The 20,107-nt window shown below is 38.0% G+C and carries 16 protein-coding genes and 1 pseudogene; 12 read left to right on the plus strand and 5 right to left on the minus strand.

Annotated elements, in window-relative coordinates:
- Window positions 1-4: 4 nt before the first annotated feature.
- Genes ACJ9PY_RS10510 through ACJ9PY_RS10520 form a run of 3 tightly spaced genes read right to left on the minus strand, consistent with a single transcriptional unit; the run spans window position 5 to window position 4,061 of the window.
- Window positions 5-1,864: an ABC transporter ATP-binding protein gene (locus ACJ9PY_RS10510; protein ID WP_411739962.1), complete on the minus strand. Its 1,860-nt coding sequence runs from the start codon at window positions 1,862-1,864 to the stop codon at window positions 5-7.
- Complete coding sequence (locus ACJ9PY_RS10515; RefSeq protein ID WP_411739964.1) at window positions 1,861-3,585, minus strand: ABC transporter ATP-binding protein; 1,725 nt, start codon at window positions 3,583-3,585, stop codon at window positions 1,861-1,863. Before ACJ9PY_RS10515 ends, ACJ9PY_RS10510 begins: the two co-directional genes overlap by 4 nt.
- Window positions 3,582-4,061: a MarR family winged helix-turn-helix transcriptional regulator gene (locus ACJ9PY_RS10520; RefSeq protein WP_057275992.1), complete on the minus strand. Its 480-nt coding sequence runs from the start codon at window positions 4,059-4,061 to the stop codon at window positions 3,582-3,584. The genes ACJ9PY_RS10515 and ACJ9PY_RS10520 overlap by 4 nt, the downstream gene beginning before the upstream one ends.
- Window positions 4,062-4,828: 767 nt before the next feature.
- Between ACJ9PY_RS10520 and ACJ9PY_RS10525 the strand changes: the two genes are divergently transcribed.
- The gene (locus ACJ9PY_RS10525; protein ID WP_145505913.1) at window positions 4,829-5,824 is read left to right on the plus strand and encodes a thiamine pyrophosphate-dependent dehydrogenase E1 component subunit alpha; all 996 of its coding nucleotides are present in this window, start codon (window positions 4,829-4,831) and stop codon (window positions 5,822-5,824) included.
- Window positions 5,825-5,836: 12 nt separating this feature from the next.
- Entirely contained in the window at window positions 5,837-6,820 is a 984-nt protein-coding gene (locus tag ACJ9PY_RS10530; protein WP_095679607.1) for an alpha-ketoacid dehydrogenase subunit beta, read from the plus strand.
- 881 nt (window positions 6,821-7,701) lie between these two features.
- Here ACJ9PY_RS10530 and ACJ9PY_RS10535 read toward each other — a convergent pair.
- The gene (locus ACJ9PY_RS10535) at window positions 7,702-8,052 is read right to left on the minus strand and encodes a c-type cytochrome (RefSeq protein WP_063576534.1); all 351 of its coding nucleotides are present in this window, start codon (window positions 8,050-8,052) and stop codon (window positions 7,702-7,704) included.
- A 553-nt stretch (window positions 8,053-8,605) separates the two neighbouring features.
- Between ACJ9PY_RS10535 and ACJ9PY_RS10540 the strand changes: the two genes are divergently transcribed.
- The 8 genes and pseudogenes from ACJ9PY_RS10540 to ACJ9PY_RS10575 all read left to right on the plus strand — a co-directional run bounded on the left by ACJ9PY_RS10540 (window position 8,606) and on the right by ACJ9PY_RS10575 (window position 16,457).
- Entirely contained in the window at window positions 8,606-8,824 is a 219-nt protein-coding gene (locus ACJ9PY_RS10540) for a twin-arginine translocase TatA/TatE family subunit (RefSeq protein WP_063576533.1), read from the plus strand.
- 13 nt (window positions 8,825-8,837) lie between these two features.
- Window positions 8,838-9,447 (plus strand): annotated as a pseudogene (gene tatC / locus ACJ9PY_RS10545) (twin-arginine translocase subunit TatC).
- Between the two features lie 42 nt (window positions 9,448-9,489).
- A complete protein-coding gene (locus ACJ9PY_RS10550; RefSeq protein ID WP_095679609.1) occupies window positions 9,490-10,254 on the plus strand; it encodes a gluconate 2-dehydrogenase subunit 3 family protein in 765 nt (254 codons plus the stop codon).
- Window positions 10,255-10,272: 18 nt separating this feature from the next.
- Complete coding sequence (locus ACJ9PY_RS10555; RefSeq protein ID WP_268937891.1) at window positions 10,273-11,988, plus strand: GMC family oxidoreductase; 1,716 nt, start codon at window positions 10,273-10,275, stop codon at window positions 11,986-11,988.
- A 179-nt stretch (window positions 11,989-12,167) separates the two neighbouring features.
- A complete protein-coding gene (locus ACJ9PY_RS10560; RefSeq protein ID WP_268937892.1) occupies window positions 12,168-12,431 on the plus strand; it encodes a hypothetical protein in 264 nt (87 codons plus the stop codon).
- Window positions 12,432-12,559: 128 nt separating this feature from the next.
- On the plus strand, window positions 12,560-13,960 hold the full coding sequence (locus ACJ9PY_RS10565) for an MFS transporter (RefSeq protein ID WP_411739965.1): 1,401 nt from the start codon (window positions 12,560-12,562) through the stop codon (window positions 13,958-13,960).
- 820 nt (window positions 13,961-14,780) lie between these two features.
- Window positions 14,781-15,758 (plus strand): ring-cleaving dioxygenase, encoded by a 978-nt coding sequence (locus ACJ9PY_RS10570; protein WP_063576529.1) that lies wholly within the window; start codon window positions 14,781-14,783, stop codon window positions 15,756-15,758.
- Between the two features lie 99 nt (window positions 15,759-15,857).
- Window positions 15,858-16,457: a nitroreductase family protein gene (locus ACJ9PY_RS10575; RefSeq protein WP_411739966.1), complete on the plus strand. Its 600-nt coding sequence runs from the start codon at window positions 15,858-15,860 to the stop codon at window positions 16,455-16,457.
- A gap of 163 nt (window positions 16,458-16,620) precedes the next feature.
- On the opposite strand, the gene ACJ9PY_RS10580 is transcribed toward ACJ9PY_RS10575, so the two are convergent.
- Window positions 16,621-17,964, minus strand: a complete 1,344-nt coding sequence (locus ACJ9PY_RS10580; protein ID WP_268565458.1) for a PLP-dependent aminotransferase family protein — start codon at window positions 17,962-17,964, stop codon at window positions 16,621-16,623.
- A 115-nt stretch (window positions 17,965-18,079) separates the two neighbouring features.
- On the opposite strand from ACJ9PY_RS10580, the gene ACJ9PY_RS10585 reads away from it, so the two are divergent.
- Window positions 18,080-19,036 carry a DMT family transporter gene (locus tag ACJ9PY_RS10585; RefSeq protein WP_411739967.1) on the plus strand — a complete coding sequence of 319 codons (957 nt, stop codon included), beginning with the start codon at window positions 18,080-18,082 and terminating at the stop codon, window positions 19,034-19,036.
- A complete protein-coding gene (locus tag ACJ9PY_RS10590; protein ID WP_411739968.1) occupies window positions 19,036-19,917 on the plus strand; it encodes a DMT family transporter in 882 nt (293 codons plus the stop codon). The genes ACJ9PY_RS10585 and ACJ9PY_RS10590 overlap by 1 nt, the downstream gene beginning before the upstream one ends.
- The last annotated feature ends 190 nt before the right edge of the window (window positions 19,918-20,107 follow it).

A 20,107-nucleotide genomic window follows, 5' to 3' on the forward strand; every position in this document is an offset into this window, starting at 1 on the left:
CTAATTATCCAGCTACATTTTCAGTGAACTGACTATTGTATAGCTCTGCGTAGAAACCATTCTCCCTTAAAAGGTCTGAATGCGTTCCTTTCTCAATTACTTTTCCTTGTTCCATAACAAGAATCAAATCTGCATCCTTAATCGTTGAGAGACGATGGGCAATGACAAAGCTGGTTCGTCCTTCCATCAGTCGGTTCATGGCCTTTTGGATAAAGACTTCTGTCCGAGTGTCCACACTAGACGTCGCTTCATCCAATATCATGATTGGCGGATCTGCTAGAACAGCCCGGGAGATTGTCAAAAGCTGCTTTTGGCCTTGTGAGATGTTCGAAGCTTCTTCGTTTAAGATTGTCTCATAACCATCTGGCAGTGTCCGAATGAAATGGTCGGCATGTGCCGTCCGAGCAGCTGCAAAAATTTCTTCATCAGTTGCTCCATTTTTGCCATAAGCGATATTTTCTTTAATCGTACCATTAAAGAGCCAGGTATCTTGAAGTACCATACCAAAATTCTTTCGAAGATCATTACGTGACATATTCCGTGTATCAAGACCATCAATCGTAATCTTTCCGCCATTGAGTTCATAAAATCTCATCAAGAGATTTATCATGGTCGTTTTTCCAGCACCAGTCGGTCCAACAATTGCGACAGTCTGTCCAGGCAAGACATCGATGTTCATATCTTCAATTAACATTTCTTCCCCATATCCAAAGTCCACATGTTCAAAAGAGACAGCACCATTTGCCCTTTTTATATTAACTATGGTTTGTTCTTTCATTTCTTCTTCTTCATCAAGTAGTTCAAAAACACGCTCAGCGGCTGCAACCGTCGACTGAATAATGTTAGCGATGTTAGCCGTTTGTGTGATTGGCTGGGTGAACTGCTTTGAATATGTGATGAATGCTTGAATGTCACCAATTGAAATCGAACGTTGCGTTACCAATATTCCGCCAACAACGCTGATGAGGACATAGCTCAAATTTCCGATAAAGAACATTACGGGCATGATGATACCTGATATAAACTGGGCTTTGCTTCCCGCTTTATACAATTCTTCATTAACTTCAGTAAACTGGGCACTCGCCTTTTTTTCATATCCGAATGCTTTAACGACTTGATGGCCGGTATATATTTCTTCAATGTGACCATTTAATTGTCCGAGTTTACGCTGTTGATCGGCAAAATGTTTTTGGGATCTTTTTAAAATAGGCCGGATTGCAAATATTGACAAAGGTAAGCTGATTATCGAGATTAATGTCAATAATGGGCTTATCGAAAGCATCATGATGATAATTCCCACAATCGTTACGATTGATGTGATGAATTGCGTTAAGCTTTGCTGAAGGGTGCTCCCGATTGTATCAATATCATTTGTCATTCGGCTAAGTGTTTCACCGTTTGGACGTCCTTCAAAATATTTGAGTGGAAGTTTCTCGAGCTTTTTGTTCACATCTTCTCGAAGGTCATATACCGTGTCTTGTGCAACACTTGACATAATATATTGTTGTACATAGCTGAAAAGGCTGCTTAAAGCATAAAGCCCGGCAAGGAGTAGAAGAATCTGGCCAATTTTATCAAAGTTAATAGCTGCTCCTGGTATTCCCTGGAATTTCCCGTAAGCTCCTTCGAATAATTCTGTAATTGCATTTCCCATGATCTTCGGTCCTAAAATCATAAAAATCGTACTCATGATTGCAGCTAAGAACACGGAAATCAATCTGTTGCGCCTCGGTTTTAAATAGGTCAATAGACGTTTTAATGTTCCTTTAAAATCTTTTGCTTTTTGACCCATCATCATCATGTTACCGCCACCAGGGCCATGCCCGACCTGACCGCCGCCTTGAGGTTTTTTTTGATTACTCATGCAATTTCCTCCTCTGTGAGCTGTGATAAGGCAATTTCACGGTAAATGTCGTTTGTGCTAAGCAACTCTTGGTGTGTTCCAATGCCTACAATGCGGCCTTCGTCTAACACAATGATTCGGTCAGCGTCAACGACGGTACTGACACGCTGTGCAACGAGAAGTACCGTCGAATTTTTCGTTTCATCTTTCAGGGCTGCGCGAAGGTTGGCATCCGTCTTGTAGTCCAGTGCCGAAAAACTATCATCGAATATATAAATATCCGGTTTTCGAATGAGTGCCCTTGCAATCGAAAGCCGTTGTTTTTGCCCTCCTGATAGGTTTGAACCGCCTTGATCGATTTCTGCCTCATAGCCGCCTTTCATATTGCTGATAAAATCCTCCGCTTGTGCGATCCGAGCCGCATGCTCAACTTCATCTTGTGTGGCTGTTTGTTTTCCAAAGCGAATGTTTTCAGAGATAGTACCTGTAAAGAGGGAGGCCTTTTGTGGTACAAAGCCAATTTTTGAACGGATTTCATCTTGTGATGACTTCCGAATATCAACACCATTGACGCGAATCGTTCCGCTTGAAATATCATAGAAGCGAGGGATCAAATTGACAAGAGTCGTTTTCCCGGAACCAGTTCCACCGATTATTGCGGTGATTTCACCAGGATTTGCAGAAAAACTAATATCCGATAATGCAGGTTCTTCTGCTCCTGGGTAACTGAACGTAACATGTTCAAATTCAAGGGTACCGTGTACACGATCTGCCTTTTCTGTCCCCTCATCCAGGAATGAAGGTTTCATGTCAAGGACTTCGTTTATCCTTGTTGCCGACACGGCAGCTCGTGGAACCATAACGAACATCATGGAAGCCATAACGAGAGCGAACATAATTTGCATAACATATTGGATAAATGCCATTAAGTCCCCGATCTGCATACCGCCGTTATCAATACGGACTCCACCAAACCAAATGATACCAACAACCGTCAAGTTCATGACAAGCATCATTACAGGCATCATGAAGGCCATGATTTTATTGACTTTGATTGAGACATCCGTTAATTCTTTATTCGCTTTCTTTAGACGTTCTTTCTCCTGTGTTTCACGATTGAAGGCACGAATGACGCGAATGCCAGTTAAATTTTCTCGTAATACAAGGTTCAACCGGTCTAATCGTTTTTGAACCGTTTGAAAGAGCGGCACACCTTTATATAGAATAAGCAAGATTGACCCAATCAAAAAAGGCATTGTGACAACAATGACAAGTGATAATTTTGCATCCATGGATACAGCCATGATTACTCCGCCGATTAACATGATAGGTGCACTGATAACCATACGAAGCATCATGATAACCACTTGCTGGACCTGTGTTATATCATTGGTCGTACGTGTAATCAATGACGCCGTACCGACTTCATCAAATTCTTGTAACGAAAATTTTTCAACGTGATTAAAGACCTTCAGGCGGAGGTCGCGTCCCATTCCCATTGCCGCTTTGGACGAATAGTAACTTGCGATTATGGATGCACAAGCGCCAAGTGCGGAAACCAACAGCATAAAACCGCCGATTTTCCAAATATAAGAAGTGTCTCCTCGAACTACGCCTTTGTCAATAATATCAGCCATTAGTGTAGGCAAAAAGAGGTCCGACATGGACTGAATAAACACCAGACCGATAACTGCTAAAATAATCCACTTATAAACAGATAAATTTTTCAGTATTTTTATCATTTTGTACACTCTCCTTGTTCGGTTGCTTGTGCTTCTAAAAAGTTTGTAATTTGAAGATGTGTTTTTAGCAACTCTTCAAACTGTTCTTCGGAAAGCATTTCAATGGCCGTTTGAAAGACTTGGTGAATGCTTCCTTCGTGAAAATGAATCGTTTTTAATAAATTTTCGCCCTTATCGGTGATTGACAATTGAATCTCACGCCGGTTGCCCTCCACAGGCTCACGATGGAGCAAACCTCCGCGAACCAGACCATCGACCGCTTGGCTCAAGGTGCTTTTTGGAAGAAATGTTTTCTCCCCGACATTTTTTTGGGAGGTCTCTTTGTAAAGGGTAATGGTCATCAAAATGGAATATTGAGGAACTGTTAATCCATTTTCTGCGGCTGTCTTTTGAACGAACCGCATGATATTTTTCTGTACGTTCCAAAATGAACGTAATAGTTGTACGGAACGCATTAATTGTTTTTCATTCTCCACTCAACATCACCATTCTTTCTGTATTGAACTGTTCCATTTCGAACATTTAATTTTATGAATCATTTTAATTTACAGCTATTCTTCCGCTTAGTCAACAAATAAATAATTTCAGCACCCAGGCTTTTATCTAGTCTTGGTGCGTATATGGAAATGAGTTAAAGTCAGGTCAGGCCAAAACTGTTAAACCCATTGTATTTTTGTTAAGGCTGTTTTCGCATACTTTGTTGCTATTTACGAAGTAGTGCAGTGTGGTTGATTTCCCCTCCAGGTGCTCGCTTTCCTTGGTGCGGGCGGTGAGCCTCCTCGGCGTAAACGCCTGTGGGGTCTCACCTGTCCCGCAGCTCCCGCAGGAGTCTCGCACTTCCGTTCCAATCAACCTAAAATAGTTTCGTTTTAAAAACAACAATCTTTACGAAAAGAGCCTTTGTTAAAGAAAGGTTTTCTCGTGAAAACAACGATACAAAGTGAAATTAACTTGAAAATGTGAGATGAAAAGTGGTAGGATAATATTGCATTGGGTTAGTACCAGGTAATAATAGTAGATGATAACGCATTTGAGGGTGTTAAATGGCAAGCATGCATACATATAAGAGCTTTCCCTTCCTTAGATACATAACAGGATATAAGTTTGCGAGACAAACAAACAGCTAAAAGAAAGGTTAGTAATTTGTGATATAAAGACCCATATTTATATTGGGTGACAGCGTGAGGAGAACATTCTGGTTTTAACAGAAAACCGTTTTAATTATTAGGAGGGATGATGACATATGGTTGAAAACCGCCATCTACAGGCAGGTCTGAGTGATGAGCAGGTGCTTGAGATGTATAGAATTATGTTGTTGGCAAGAAGAGTGGATGAACGGATGTGGCTGTTGAACAGATCTGGAAAAATTCCATTTGTCGTTTCCTGTCAAGGTCAAGAAGCAGCTCAAGTGGGTGCAGCATTTGCGTTGAATCGTGAAAATGATTATGTCCTTCCTTATTATAGGGATCTAGGAGTGGTGCTCGCGTTTGGGATGACCGCCAGGGATTTAATGTTATCCAGTTTTGCCAAGGCAGAAGATCCAAATTCAGGCGGACGTCAAATGCCTGGGCATTTTGGGCAAAAAAAGAATCGAATCGTGACGGGATCTTCGCCAGTTACGACTCAAGTGCCACATGCAGTGGGGATTGCACTCGCTGCAAAAATGGAAGGAAAAGATATTGTTTCATTCGTTACATTTGGTGAGGGTTCATCAAACCAAGGTGATTTTCATGAAGGAGCGAATTTCGCAGGTGTACATAAACTTCCGGTCATCTTGATGTGTGAAAATAATCAGTATGCCATTTCCGTCCCTATTGAAAAGCAATTGGCTTGCGGGAAAGTGTCCGACCGGGCAATTGGTTACGGCATGCCAGGGGTGACGGTTGATGGAAATGATCCGATCGAAGTATACCGGGTGGTGAAAGAAGCTGCTGAGAGAGGAAGGCGTGGTGAGGGCCCAAGCTTAATCGAAACGGTTTCATACAGGCTTACACCACATTCAAGCGATGATGATGATAGTCAATACAGGTCGCCTGAGGAAGTATCGGAGGCAAAAAAAATAGATTCAATCATTACTTTTGGTGCCTATTTAAAAGCAGTGGGAATCATGGATGATCAAATGGAGAAACAATTGAACGAGGAAATAATGGAAATTGTGAACGAAGCGACGGATTATGCGGAAAATGCTCCATTTGCAAATGAAGACACGCTCTCAAAATACGTTTACGCAGAAAGGTAAGGAGGAAAGAAGATGGCAGTGATATCTTATATAGATGCCGTGATAATGGCGATGCGGGAAGAAATGGAACGTGATTCCCGTGTATTTGTATTAGGTGAGGACGTTGGGGTAAAGGGCGGCGTGTTTAAAGCGACTTCAGGGTTATACGAACAATTCGGTGAACAGCGTGTCATTGATACACCGCTTGCTGAATCCGCAATCGCAGGTGTCGGCATCGGCGCGGCCATGTATGGAATGAGGCCGATTGCGGAAATGCAATTCGCTGATTTCATCATGCCAGCCATCAACCAAATCATTTCGGAAGCTGCAAAAATCCGTTATCGCTCCAATAATGACTGGCATTGTCCTATCGTCATCAGAGCTCCATACGGCGGAGGTGTACATGGGGCGTTATACCATTCACAATCCGTTGAAGCCATTTTTGCGAATCAACCGGGACTTAAAATTGTCATGCCCTCTACACCCTATGACGTGAAAGGATTATTGAAAGCTGCCATTCGCGATGATGATCCGGTCCTTTTCTTTGAACATAAAAGAGCCTATCGCTTAATTAAAGAAGAAGTGCCGGATGATGATTATGTTTTACCGATTGGTAAAGCGGATGTAAAACGTGAAGGCGAGGACGTTACAGTGATCACTTATGGCCTTTGTGTTCATTTTGCGCTTCAGGCAGCTGAAAGGCTGGCCAGTGATGGCATATCCGTCCATATACTTGATTTACGTACCGTTTATCCATTAGATCAAGAAGCCATAATGGAAGCTGCATCTAAAACAGGAAAAGTCCTATTGATTACGGAAGATAATAAGGAAGGAAGCATCATTAGTGAAGTATCGGCGATCATTGCAGAAAACTGCCTCTTCGATCTTGATGCCCCAATCATGAGACTCGCTGGCCCGGATGTTCCTGCCATGCCATATTCACCATCATTAGAGAAATCATTCATGGTGAATCCTGAAAAAGTGGAAAAGGCACTGCGGGACCTGGTTGCCTATTAAATGGTCTGCATGAAGGAACGAACTCTTCGTATCCGTTTAAATTGTTGTTTATATTTGGATTGATCTAAAAAACGAACTTAAGTCTAGCATCTATAAAATAGGTTGCCAGGCTTTTTTTTTTGCGCTGAATAAATCATCTATAGTTAAAATATAATCCGTTTGATTACGCTAGAGGGAGCATATAAAACCTGTGATTTTTTTGGGAATTTTCACTACATGAATAATATACTATTGAAAAGAATTCTGGACAATTATCCAATAATAAACTATTGGTATGGTGTTTCAAAGTACATATTATGGAATTGTAATTGTCAATATTAACGCAAAATTCAGTATATTAGCAATAAATATTGTGTATTTTTAAATGTTGAACGCAGTACAGTGATTGGTGAACATTGAAACTAGCAAGGGACTATTATCTTTTGAAATCTACGGGCGCAGGTAATTTCGTATAAAAAATTCATCATGAAGTATTATATGAAGATAATATCTATTTCGAAGGAGGAAAAAATTGAGCGATCATATTAGAAGCGAATTATCATTATTCACCGAGTACCTTGTATCATTATTATTCACAGCTTGCATTGCGGTTTTTCTCACAAAGTTCACTGATTCATTTCCATGGCTTTCCTTTATTGGTGTTTCAATTGGTCTTGCCCTCATGATTTCCTGTTGGGAACAAAAGAAAAACCAATGGTCTCTTTTTATTACAGGCTTATTATTGAACACTGCTGTTTGGTCTATTGTTTTAAATTGGTCCTCATTTTTTTAAATATATTTATTCCTGAAAATTACAAAACAGCCTGATCCATTTTGATTGGATTTGGCTGTTTTATTTTGCGTTTAATTAAGGCCATCGATATAGTTGAAAAATTGCCTCTTCACTTTTTCTGTGATAACCACTCTGCCACGATTGCAGCTTCTTCGTTTGAAATAACGCCTGCTGGCATTCCATTTTTACCATTTTTAATAATATCCTCTATATCATTTTGTGTATATTTCGCACCAATTTTATTTAAAGCTGGACCAGCTCCTCCTTGTAAATTTTCCCCATGACAAGATATACAACTATTACTCACAATTTCTTCAGGATTACCAGCTGAAGTATCCTGTGTTCCCCCATTTGAATTTGGGGAGGGTGAGGGTTGATGGCCTCTGTAAAAAAACAGTAAAAATATTAAACATCCAGCAAGAACGATACTGGCTCCAGAAGTAAACCAAATTTTTTTCATAAATACCTCCGTATTTAATGTAGCGTGGAGTGAAAATCTTTTTGATAAAAGAACAAAGAACGTTTCTAATATATCTCCTGCATAATAATCGAATCCGTGGAAAATACATAAACCTCTAAGGTCTTATTTTACTCTTCCAAAGTATTTAAGCATTATTATTAATTTATATCTTTCCCTAAAGTTTATTTTTGCATGAATACATTTTTAATAAAAGGTAAGATTCTTTTACTCTAACCTCGGGTACCAAAAATTCCTTTATAACATTTCCAACTTTCTGCAAGGTTATTTAATAAAAGTTTATACATATAGTCGAATTACTGAAAAACTCATATGAACTATTTAGAAAGATGAGGAATTTGAATATTGAAACTGTAAACAAAACAGGCATGTCTAAATATAAGCTAGGTATAAAATTGAGCTGTTTTGTGAATATATGTAAAAGGAATAAAAAAGGCGCTTAAACATCCTTTAGTGTGAATAATAACGTTTACTGTAAAGGTTACAAACGGTTTTTAGTAAATGTAACTGATGTTTTTTATGGAGGATTGACGTGATGTTTCAGAATATTGGGATTCCAGGCTTGGTCGTAATTCTTATCATTGCGCTTGTAATTTTCGGTCCGAAAAAACTACCTGAAATTGGTCGAGCATTTGGACGGACATTAACGGAATTCAAGGGTGCAACAAATGGATTAATTTCTGATGAAGATAAACAGGAAGAGAAAAAACATGAGTTATCGATTGCTGAAAAGAAGATGCTGGATAAACAGTAGAGTCCATAGTGGTATGCAGGTGGGCATTTTTCATATAACTGGAGGTGGCCACCTTGGAAAACAAAGATATCTCATTGAACATCTTGATGAAACTCGGCAACGAATGATTTCGTTGGTGCGATAGTTTTTGTTGAAGATATAATTAAAGATCTTGGGAGCGATTTAGCTATCCTGGGACCAATTGATATTTTATGGGTGTATACGATTATTTCGTGTGTTTTTGCCATTGCGGGTACGATTCCTGTAGTTGCCTATCAGACTTGGGAATTTATAGCATCTGCCCTGACAAAAGAAGAACGCAAAGTGACTCAAAACGTTTATCCCAGGATTATTCATTTTGTTTATTGTCGGAATCTCTTTTGGATACTTTCTGTTATTATCCATTGTGCTGGAATTTTCAACAAATATGTCAGCAGTGATTAGGAATTCTCAATCCAGTAAGGTTGGCAAAAGCGTGGAGATTATCCAATTTTTTTCTGGTAGTCGTATCAATTATGATTACTCCTCCGGATTTCATATTGGATATACTCGTCATTATTCCTTTACTGGTTCTTTACGAATTAAGTGTCACCATATCCAAGATTGCTTATAAGAAAAAGGTAGTAAGCGATGCATCAATGTGATAAGAAAATTCACACCTTGATTATGAAATAGGAGGTTTTTTTTTGTCGGACAAAGAGAAAAGTCAAATAGAAAGACAAGGTAGTACGAGACGTACCTTTTTAAAGAATTCCGGTTTAGCTGTTGGAGGGCTTATTTTAGGTGGAGCAGTTGGAAGCATGTTTGATAGAAATTCGGAAAGTGGTGTGAAAACAGAACAGAAGAGTCAAACTCAAGCTAATAATCCGAATGAAGCCCTGATGTTTTTTTATCCAGAAGAATATCAGACGACAGCGGCAGCTGCAGAACGTATTTTCCCAAAGGACGATCTTGGACCAGGTGCTATGGAATTAAATGCGGCGATTTATATTGACCATCAACTCAACAGTGGGTGGGGCGTAAATGAAAAGGATTATAAACTTGGACCCTATTATAAGCCAGAGCCAACACAAGGTGAACAGAATAAACTTTACCGAAAAGATTTGTTCCGGCTAGGCTTAAAAGAATTGAATACATATAGCAACAAAAACTATAAAAAGAAATTTACAGAATTAGAGGCTAATGAACAGGATGAAGTGTTAGCTGCGTTCGAGAAAGGTAAAGCAAGTTCGCTTTCTGGTGCATCTTCATCGGCATTTTTCCAATTGTTAAGAACTTTGACCATTGAAGGTGTTTATGCAGATCCATTGTACGGAGGAAATAAGGAAATGCTAGGCTGGCAGATGCGAAAGTATCCTGGTTCTCGAATGAGTTATACAAAAGAAATCCAAAGTAAAGAATTTTTAAAGCTAGATCCAAATAGCCTTCAAAGTCATATGAAACATTCATGATAGAAAGGGATGAAAAACATGGCAAAAAAACTACCTAAGGTACCCGTCGTTGTTGTCGGGATGGGCTGGGCTGGAGGTATTATTGCCTCGGAATTAACAAAAGCAGGAATCAAAGTCGTTGGACTAGAGCGCGGGAAAGAACGGGATATGAGTGATTATTTAATGGTGCATGACGAACTGCGTTTCCAACATCGTGAAGAGTTAATGCAAGATTTATCAAAAGAAACTATTACTCATCGTAATAACCAAAAAATGAGAGCACTCCCTATGCGTAATTATGGAACTTTTATCGTAGGTGAAGGTCTTGGAGGAGCTGGTAGTCACTGGAATGGACAGACCTACCGTTTTCTTCCTTATGATTTTGAAATTAAATCACTAACTGAAAAAAGGTATGGTAAAAATAAAATTAAATCAGACTATCCGATTCAAGACTGGGGCATTACATATGACCAAATCGAACCATATTATGATACTTTTGAAAAAATGGCAGGAATATCTGGTGAAACTGTTAAGCTATATGGAAAACGCTCCAATCCTTATCCAACAGGACCGATGATAAAAACACCTGTATTAGCGGAATTCGAACAAGCAGCGAAGAAGCTTGGCTACAAACCATATATGATCCCATCTGCAAATCTATCAGAGAATTACGAAAACCCTGATGGTATTTCACGTTCAGCCTGTCAATATTGTGCATTTTGTGAAAACTTCGGTTGTGAGTATGGTGCAAAAGCAGATCCAGTTGTTACGGTCATTCCTGTTGCAAAAAAAACTGGTAACCTTGACCTGCGGACATACTCAAACGTCACCCGTATTTTAAATGATGGTACGAAAGCGACAGGTGTTATTTATGTAGACACCTTCACGGGTGAAGAATTCGAACAACCGGCAGAAGTAGTGGTCTTAGCGAGTTATGTATTTAATAATGTTAGACTTTTACTTAATTCAAATCTTGGAGTACCCTATGATCCAAAAACCAGAAATGGTGTAATTGGTAAAAACTATTGTTACCAAGTGAGTTCAGGATATTCAAGCCTTTATTATAATGACCGTGAGTTCAATATATATGGAGGTGCAGGTGCATTAGGCATTGAGATTGCAGAATTTACAGGTGATAATTTTGACCATTCGGATGTAAACTTCCTTCACGGAGCAGGAATTCGTACAACCCAGTATGGGAATAGACCTATAGCTAATAATAACTCACCAATCGGAACACCTTCATGGGGTGCGGAATTTAAAAAGCAATCAATCAAATATGCCAATAGCATCCTGCAAGTCAAATCACAGGGTGCAAGTATGCCACACATACAAAACTACCTTGATCTGGATCCTACTTATAAAGATGTATACGGTATGCCTTTATTACGGATGACATATGATTATACTGCCCAAGACCGTGAGTTAGTAAAATACATGGCGAAAGTAACAAGATCGATTGCTAAAAAAATGGGTCCTGATCATATTGATACGGTCGCTGAACAAGCAGATTTTAACGTAAACACAGATACGAATACGCATAACACAGGCGGCGTCATCATGGGGGCTGATCCAAAAAATTCAGCAGTTAACACTTACCTGCAAATGTGGGACGCTGAAAATGTATTTGTTGCGGGTTCTTCAGCATTTCCTCATAACAGTTCGTTCAACCCAACTGGTACTTTAGGTGCCTTTTCATATAGAGCAGCAGAAGGGATTGTAAAGTACCTTAAAAAAGGTGGTTCCCTCGTATAAGACAGCTTTTCCTTTGACCTAAAAATAACATGACCTGTTCCCACAATAATTGGGGGCAGTTTTTTAATTTTAGGATGCTAAAAAAACAAACATGCATGGGCTCCATTTAAGACTAAGGGTATCGTTTAAGGTACATATTAAACTTAATACCAAAAACTTAAGATAAGGGGGTTTATAAAATGAAAGGCAAATGGAAAATCACTATTTTATCCGCATTACTTTCGGTAAGTTTTTTGTCAGCATGTAACGCCGGTAATAACGACTTTAATGATCAAGAGGAAGTAGATTATCGTCCTGTTCGAAATGACACGGACACGAATCCAAATAATAATGATGATGATGATAATCGATCATTCAAGCACGATGAAAACCCTGATCAAACGGATAAACAAATGGAAAAAGGCAATAACCTTGAATTTAATAAAACGAGAGGCGATTTATAGAACCTCTAATAAGAAGACAATATTTCATTTGGGATACCATTGGAAAAACGCCCAAAATCCGATTATCCTCCAGTTTGACTTTACTTCTCATTCTTGCATAAATGTATTCCATGGAGTTGACATGATAAATGAAATTTAACAAGAAAAAAATCAACGTTGTAGATATTCAAAAAGCGAAGAAAAGCGTGTTTGCTACAGGAGTAGGAAATGCTATGGAGTGGTTTGATTTTGGCTTATATTCCTATTTGGCTGTTATCATTAGTCAAAATTTTTTTAGTGCTGTTGATAATGATGAGCTAAAATTAGTGTTCACCTTTGCAACGTTTGCGATTGCCTTTTTAATGCGCCCAGTAGGGGGTATCATATTTGGTAAAATCGGAGATAAATTAGGTAGAAAAGTCGTTTTAACAACCACGATTATTTTGATGGCTTTTTCAACATTACTAATCGGTTTATTACCTACATATGATCAAATCGGTATATGGGCACCTATACTCTTATTAATAGCTAGAATTATTCAGGGTTTTTCAACAGGTGGCGAATACGCTGGTGCAATGGTCTATATTGCAGAATCTTCTCCAGACAATAAACGCAATATGCTTGGAAGTGGATTAGAAATTGGTACGCTAATTGGATATATATTAGCATCATTACTTGCCAGTACACTCTTTATCACTCTATCTGATCAACAGATGGCCTCATGGGGTTGGAGAATACCGTTTCTACTCGGCTTACCTTTAGGGCTTATTGGATTGTACTTAAGAAAAAGTTTAGAAGAATCACCGATTTTTGAAAATGAACTTTCTGATGATGAAGCCCCAAATGAAAGCTTTCTATCTATTTTTAAAAATCACAAAAAGGATATCCTTGTATGTTTTGTAGCTGTTGCATTCTTTAATATTACAAGCTATATGCTATTATCATACATGCCTTCTTATTTAGATGAGATTATTGGATTATCCAGTACAGTAGGAACCCTATTAATTACGATTCTAATGATTATTATGGTGCCTCTTACTTTAATATTTGGAAAGCTCAGTGATAAAATTGGAAATAAGACTGTTTTCTTAATCGGTTTAGGCGGTTTAAGCCTATTATCTGCCCTTGCTTTTTATTTAATAAACCTGAATGCTTTAGTATTTATTTCGTTAGGTGTTCTAATTCTAGGTGTTCTGCTTTCAATTTATGAAGGCACAATGCCTGGTTCGTTACCAACCATGTTCTATACTGATATTCGATATCGAACATTATCGGTGACCTTTAATGTCTCGGTTTCAATATTTGGTGGAACTACCCCTTTAGTTTCCACATGGTTAGTTCACCAAACGGGGAATAACTTAGCACCTGGTTTCTATCTAACAGCCGTGAATATTATCGGGTTTCTAGTGATATTATTCTTGTTCAATAGTACTTCAGGAAAATCGCTAAAAGGATCTTACCCAACAGTTGCTTCAAAATCTGAATTTCAAGAAGCTGTTGAAAATCCAAAAGACTCCCTATGGTGGAAAACGGAACAAAGAGAAAAATAAAAAAAGCACACATCCAATGGGAGGACTACTCGAAATACAGGCACTCAAACATGAGCGTCTGTATTTTGGGTTTTGTGGTACTCACGAATAATAAAGTTGTTTAAAAATAGAAAGAAGAATTAAAGGAAGCGATAGAGTTATTTAAAGAAATGGGTTACGAATAAGTTCCCTTTTCTCTTAGGGAACTGCTGGACAATTACCCACTTATCCACCTGGGGAACATTGATGCTAATAAGATAGAAGAGGTAGCGGGATTTTAACAGCTCCTATTATGCTTTTGCTGATGGATCAAAAGGAATATTTACGAGAGGTTCGGTTTGTTCGCTTTGATCATTTAAAGGAAGAACAGATTTACGAGATGTATACTCGATAAACCATTAATTAATGAAAAGATGTGAATTCAAAAGGATATTATGAAAATTAGGGAATGATGCCATAAAACAACGGTTCTATACTTTAAGCTTATTGGTACGGAACTAGAAATAATAGATATACAAAATACTGTCATTGCCGCTAGTTATAGCTTTAGACAGTAACCCATATACAGAATGGTCTATATTTTAAGGAAAATTGACTGTGTGTTTTTTTGCCCTGTAATTATTTCGACATTGAGATATATTGATTTGAGACAATGTTGTTGACAGTGAATGGTATTCATGATAAATTATCTTTAAGTAAAGATATATTAATTCAAGATAATGAGAAATACCTAATCAAACCCCTATAATGAATAGCCACTCTTTTTGAAGGAAAAATATTGGGGATTAAGGAAAACGTTAAATATCCAAAAATTGAATCGTTTTAATGGGAGGAATAATGTATGAATGGTTTAAAAGGTATACACCACGTAACGGCCATAACAAGTAGTGCTGAAAAAAATTATGAATTTTTCACAAATATATTAGGCATGCGTTTAGTCAAGAAAACCGTTAACCAAGATGATATCCAAACCTATCACCTGTTTTTTGCCGACGATGTTGGCGGTGCGGGTACTGACATGACATTCTTCGATTTTCCTGGAATTCCAAAAGGGGTGCATGGGACTAATGAGATCTCTAAAACATCCTTCCGTGTACCGAATGATGCGGCATTGGAGTATTGGGTTAATCGCTTCGACCGTTTAGAAGTAAGTAATACAGGAATCCAAGAACAATTTGGTAAAAAAACCATTTCGTTTGTGGATTTTGATGATCAGCAATATCAATTGATCTCAGATGAAAATAATGAAGGGGTTGCAGCTGGAATTCCTTGGCAAAAAGGACCGATTCCTCTGGAACACGCTATTACAGGATTAGGACCAATTTTCATTCGTATCGCCAACTTTGATTACTTTAAAGAAATGATGGAAAAAGTCCTATTATTCAAAGAAATAGACAATGAAGGGTCATTTCACCTATTTGAAGTAGGGGAAGGCGGGAATGGTGCACAAGTGATCGTCGAGCATAATTCGACCCTTCCTCAGGCTCGGCAGGGTTTTGGGACTGTTCACCATACAGCCTTCCGTGTTGAAGACCGTTCCGTTCTGGAAGAATGGATCAAACGAATGGAAAGCTTCCAATTTCATACGTCCGGTTATGTCGATCGTCACTTTTTTGAGTCGCTTTACGTACGAGTGGCACCGCAAATTTTATTCGAGTTTGCCACGGATGGTCCTGGATTTATGGGGGATGAGCCGTATGAAACGCTTGGGGAAAAGTTATCTTTACCACCGTTCTTGGAACCGAAAAGGGATCAAATCGAAAAGTTGGTCCGTCCCATTGATACAGTAAGAAGCACCAAGGAATTCATTAAAGAATAATTGCGAATGATATATTGGTTTATGCCCATACTAAAATAGGTAGAAATAAAAAAAGGAATAATCATTTGAAATAGAAAAAATATTCTGGAGGAATGAATCATGACAAAAGATTTTTACACGGCCATTAAAGAAAGACGTTCATATTATGGAATCAATAAAGAAGTCCAAGTATCGGATGAGAAAATTAAAGAAATAGTTGAATTTGCGGTAAAACACACGCCATCGGCTTTTAATTCCAAATCCTCCCGCCTTGTTGTTTTAACAGGATCGGCACATGATAAATTATGGGATATTACGACGCAGGCTTTAAGGAAAGCGGTTGGTGAGGGGGATTTCTCTGGCACTCAACAAAAAATGGATTCCTTCAAAGCGGGATATGGGTCAATATTATTCTTTGAAGATGAATCTGTAGTGAAATCACTTCAAGAACAATTTGCAACGTATGCCGATAACTTCCCAATCTGGTCACAACAAACATCAGGCATGCATCAATTAGTTGTTTGGACGGCACTTGAAGCAGAAGGATTGGGAGCAACTTTACAGCATTATAATCCTCTAATTGATGATGAAGTGAAAAAAGAATGGAATGTTCCAAGCGATTGGAAATTGATTGCGCAAATGCCATTTGGTAATCCAACAGCTCAACCGGGTGATAAAGAATTCAAACCACTTGAGGATCGTATCAAATTTTATAAATAAAGAGGACCGATAAGAGAAACTTTGTTGAGAGCCAATTCTAATTGGCTCTTTTTTGTTTGAGCTCATTTGCCCATTTTTTTCAGTTTTACAATAAGAAAAAATATTTTCACTATTTTTTGTTTATTGCCGTGTGTGGAAAGTGACTATACCTAATGTAAAAGTTTTATAAGTAATAATTCTCCTTTTTATTCAATTCATTGAAAATAAGAGCAATTCCTTGCTCAAGTTTTTGTATATTTGTATTGGACACGTTTAGTTTTAATATTTTTTCCTGGTGAAAGCCATCTATATAATTTTGACCCATCGTCTCTACCAGTACTTGTTGATTCTGTAAGTTATTGATGAGGTAAGTACTATTTAAACGATGAGGCAGTACGATATGAGCGTTCATACATATAGATGCTGGGCGATAAAAGTCTGAAGCAGAGTGCTTTTCTAGAGCATCATATAGCAAGTTTGCACGCAATGAATAGGAAAGGCGCACTTGGTTTCTATGGTGTTTAAACATACCGCTTTTTATGTAGATTTCCAATGCTGCTTGTGAAATCATGGAACTATCAATATCAGACGTTCTTTTATATAGTTGGAAGCTCTCCGTTAATGGTTTAGGCAATACGGCAACACCTATGCGTAATCCTGGAAACATTATTTTTGAGAAGCTTTTTAAATAAATGACCATGTTATCGGTATCCTCGGAAAAAATAGGGTCTACCTTCATATTTTCTTCGAAATCTGCTAAATAATCATCTTCTACAATATAGACTCCATACTTTACTGCAAGTTTTAGTATCTCCACTCTTTCCATTTTAGAATAAGAAGTCCCTAACGGATTATGAAAACGAGGCATCGTATAAAAGAATTTGATTTCCTGATCACTAAAAATCCGTTCTAACTCCCCTAAATCAATACCTTCTGCTGTTCGTTCGATTCCTAGCACGGAAATCTTGTACGCTTTCAATTGCTCCACAAATAGATGATAACTAGGCTGCTCAACAAGTATATGAGTACGTTCATTTGGAAAGGGGATTAACGTTAATAAGGAAAGTGCTTGCTGCACGCCAGAAGTAATGAAAATCTGTTCTTCTTTTGCGAAAACCTGATACTGCTCTAATTGTTTTTGTATCACTTTAATTAAAGAGGGCAGTCCTTTTGGAGTGCCATAGATAAACAATTCTTGCTGATAGGTATCGATGGCTTTGTTAATGCAATGTTGAAAGTCATGATACGGAAATTGATGCCAAGCGGGAGCGGAGGTAACAAAGTCGATGTCCGTTGTGGGTTCGCTTTTACCATCAAATTCTTTTTGTACGACATAATATCCGCTTTTAGGAACGGCGTAGATTAAATGCCTTTTTTCCAATTCTTGCAGGGCTTTCAAGACTGTACTTTTACTACATTGATGTTGATCGCTTAATTGACGGATAGATGGGAGTTTAAAGCCCGCTTTGAGCCGTCCATTCTGGATGAGAGATTCAAATTCATTAAACAAAGCTACGTATTTTAGCATGATTACCTCCTAAAACTGTACCGTTACAGATGCTTCATATTTGTATTGTATCGTAGTGGAACTTTTAATACGATACTAACAACCGGCCGGGTGTTGAAAAGGAGGATTACTCAATATGCCAGAAAATAAAAAAGCCTATCTTGCGGCGATACTTTATGCCATTATTATTGGATTTTCATTTTTCTTTACAAAAATATCATTAATGGAAGCTAGTCCGCTAGATACATTGGCACATCGATTTACGATGGCTTTCTTGATCGCCATAATTATTAAGCTATTAAGGAGGACATCAGTGAAAATGAGTGCAAAGGATTCTGTGAAAATTCTTCCGTTGGTGTTCCTTTATCCAATTTTATTCTTTATTTTTCAAGTGTTTGGTCTCATTTATACCTCATCTTCAGAAGCGGGTATTATCCAAGCGACCATACCAATTTTTACGTTATTATCAGCTTCATTATTTTTGAAAGAATACGCAGGTAGAGCTCAGAAATTTTTTCTTTATTTATCTGTTACGGGGGTTATCTTTATCTTTGTGATGAATGACTTGCAACATGCGTCTCACAGTTGGAAAGGAACGATCCTGATCTTAATATCCTCGATTGCCGCCGCTCTTTATAATGTGATAGCGAGGAAGGTAACAAAGCAATATTCACTATTTACGTTAACGTATGTGATGACTTTCTTTGGTTTTGTGACTTTTAATAGTATGGCCGTCATTAACCATATAATTAACCATTCCATCAGCAGCTTTTTATTACCCTTCACAAGTAGTGCATTCCTCATTTCAATCGTATATCTTGGGGTATTATCGTCTTTGCTTACTGCTTTTTTATCAAACTATACATTATCTATATTACCAGCATCTAAAATGAGCGTTTTTAGTAATTTAGCGACATTGATTACGATAATGGCAGGGGTGATTTTCTTACATGAATCGATTCATTATTATCATGTAATAGGTGCAATGATCATTCTTGCTGGGGTAATCGGCACGAATTATTTTGGTGGAATTCAATCCAAGCATAATAGTAAGACTTTTGCCGACCCATTGCCAAAAAGGGAGGTAAAGTAATGAATAAATATGTATTGTTACTCTTGATTAGTGGTATATGGGGATCTCAATTTTTCTTTATTGCATTAGTCATAGAAAATGTTGGGGTTATTACATTATCAGCCATCAAAGCATGCATCGGGGGTATCTGTTTACTCTTCTTTGGTTTGTTTTTGTCAAAAGAAGAGCGAAAAGTACCCAGGGGTTATTATAAATGGTATATTATCATTGCTTTTTTCGAGGTTGTACTCCCATTCGTTTTTATTGCACAAGGCCAGAAATCGGTGCCTAGCAGCATCGCAGCGGTGCTGATTGGAATGGTTCCCATCTTTACCATCTTTTTTTTACTAGCATTTTTCAAAAGAAAAAGCACAAGGCCGCAGATTACAAGTATCCTATTCGGATTTGCAGGTATTGTCTTCCTTTCCTGGCCGACACAAGGAATCCAAGACCTTTCTAACAGTATTCAGGGGAACATCCTCATGATATTGGCTGCTATGAGTTTTGGATTATCATTGATTTTCATGGAGAAATTAAACGAGGGTTCTTCCGTCATTCATATGAGAAATGTATTACTGATTGCCAGTGCATTGCTCATACCCATGTCCCTTTTGTTTGAGCAATCTTTCAAATTGGATATAGCACGATCTCAATCCATCTACTTAGCGATTTTAGGCATTTTCCATGCAGGTGTTGTTTATGCATTATTTAATAGGCTGATTCGGCAAGAAGGCGCATTATTTACTTCATATAGTAATTATATAGTGCCAGTAATCGGAATGATTTTAGGGTTTTTCTTTTTACATGAAGCGTTGTCCATTCATCAATTGATTGGAATGGGTATAATAATGATGTCATTAGTTTTTTTAGACGAAAAAATAATTATCAAATTGAAACGATAGTAGTATTCTCATAACTGATGCATTTACTCAAGGAATGTTTATTTTATCGGGATTACTTGTGATGGGAGTCATTACGCTATTATCATTAAAATTGACAAGTGCTTCAGATGAAAACATAGGTAAAGAAGTTGAAGTCAATATTAATAGATAATAAAGGTTCTAAATGTATGGAAAATTAAAAGTGACTAAA

It is taken from the genome of Peribacillus sp. S4, from assembly GCF_046715815.1.
In the GTDB taxonomy this organism is placed as follows: Bacteria; Bacillota; Bacilli; order Bacillales; family DSM-1321; genus Peribacillus; species Peribacillus frigoritolerans.

Bases quoted from the DNA above. Each gene is read 5' to 3' on its own strand.
- ACJ9PY_RS10530 (WP_095679607.1), top strand. From the start codon at position 5,837: ATGGCAGTGATATCTTATATAGATGCCGTGATAATGGCGATGCGGGAA.
- ACJ9PY_RS10560 (WP_268937892.1), top strand. From the start codon at position 12,168: ATGAAAGGCAAATGGAAAATCACTATTTTATCCGCATTACTTTCGGTA.
- ACJ9PY_RS10540 (WP_063576533.1), top strand. From the start codon at position 8,606: ATGTTTCAGAATATTGGGATTCCAGGCTTGGTCGTAATTCTTATCATT.
- ACJ9PY_RS10555 (WP_268937891.1), top strand. From the start codon at position 10,273: ATGGCAAAAAAACTACCTAAGGTACCCGTCGTTGTTGTCGGGATGGGC.
- ACJ9PY_RS10535 (WP_063576534.1), bottom strand. From the start codon at position 8,052: ATGAAAAAAATTTGGTTTACTTCTGGAGCCAGTATCGTTCTTGCTGGA.
- ACJ9PY_RS10525 (WP_145505913.1), top strand. From the start codon at position 4,829: ATGGTTGAAAACCGCCATCTACAGGCAGGTCTGAGTGATGAGCAGGTG.
- ACJ9PY_RS10580 (WP_268565458.1), bottom strand. From the start codon at position 17,964: ATGCTAAAATACGTAGCTTTGTTTAATGAATTTGAATCTCTCATCCAG.
- ACJ9PY_RS10515 (WP_411739964.1), bottom strand. From the start codon at position 3,585: ATGATAAAAATACTGAAAAATTTATCTGTTTATAAGTGGATTATTTTA.
- ACJ9PY_RS10570 (WP_063576529.1), top strand. From the start codon at position 14,781: ATGAATGGTTTAAAAGGTATACACCACGTAACGGCCATAACAAGTAGT.
- ACJ9PY_RS10590 (WP_411739968.1), top strand. From the start codon at position 19,036: ATGAATAAATATGTATTGTTACTCTTGATTAGTGGTATATGGGGATCT.
- ACJ9PY_RS10565 (WP_411739965.1), top strand. From the start codon at position 12,560: ATGAAATTTAACAAGAAAAAAATCAACGTTGTAGATATTCAAAAAGCG.
- ACJ9PY_RS10510 (WP_411739962.1), bottom strand. From the start codon at position 1,864: ATGAGTAATCAAAAAAAACCTCAAGGCGGCGGTCAGGTCGGGCATGGC.
- ACJ9PY_RS10575 (WP_411739966.1), top strand. From the start codon at position 15,858: ATGACAAAAGATTTTTACACGGCCATTAAAGAAAGACGTTCATATTAT.
- ACJ9PY_RS10585 (WP_411739967.1), top strand. From the start codon at position 18,080: ATGCCAGAAAATAAAAAAGCCTATCTTGCGGCGATACTTTATGCCATT.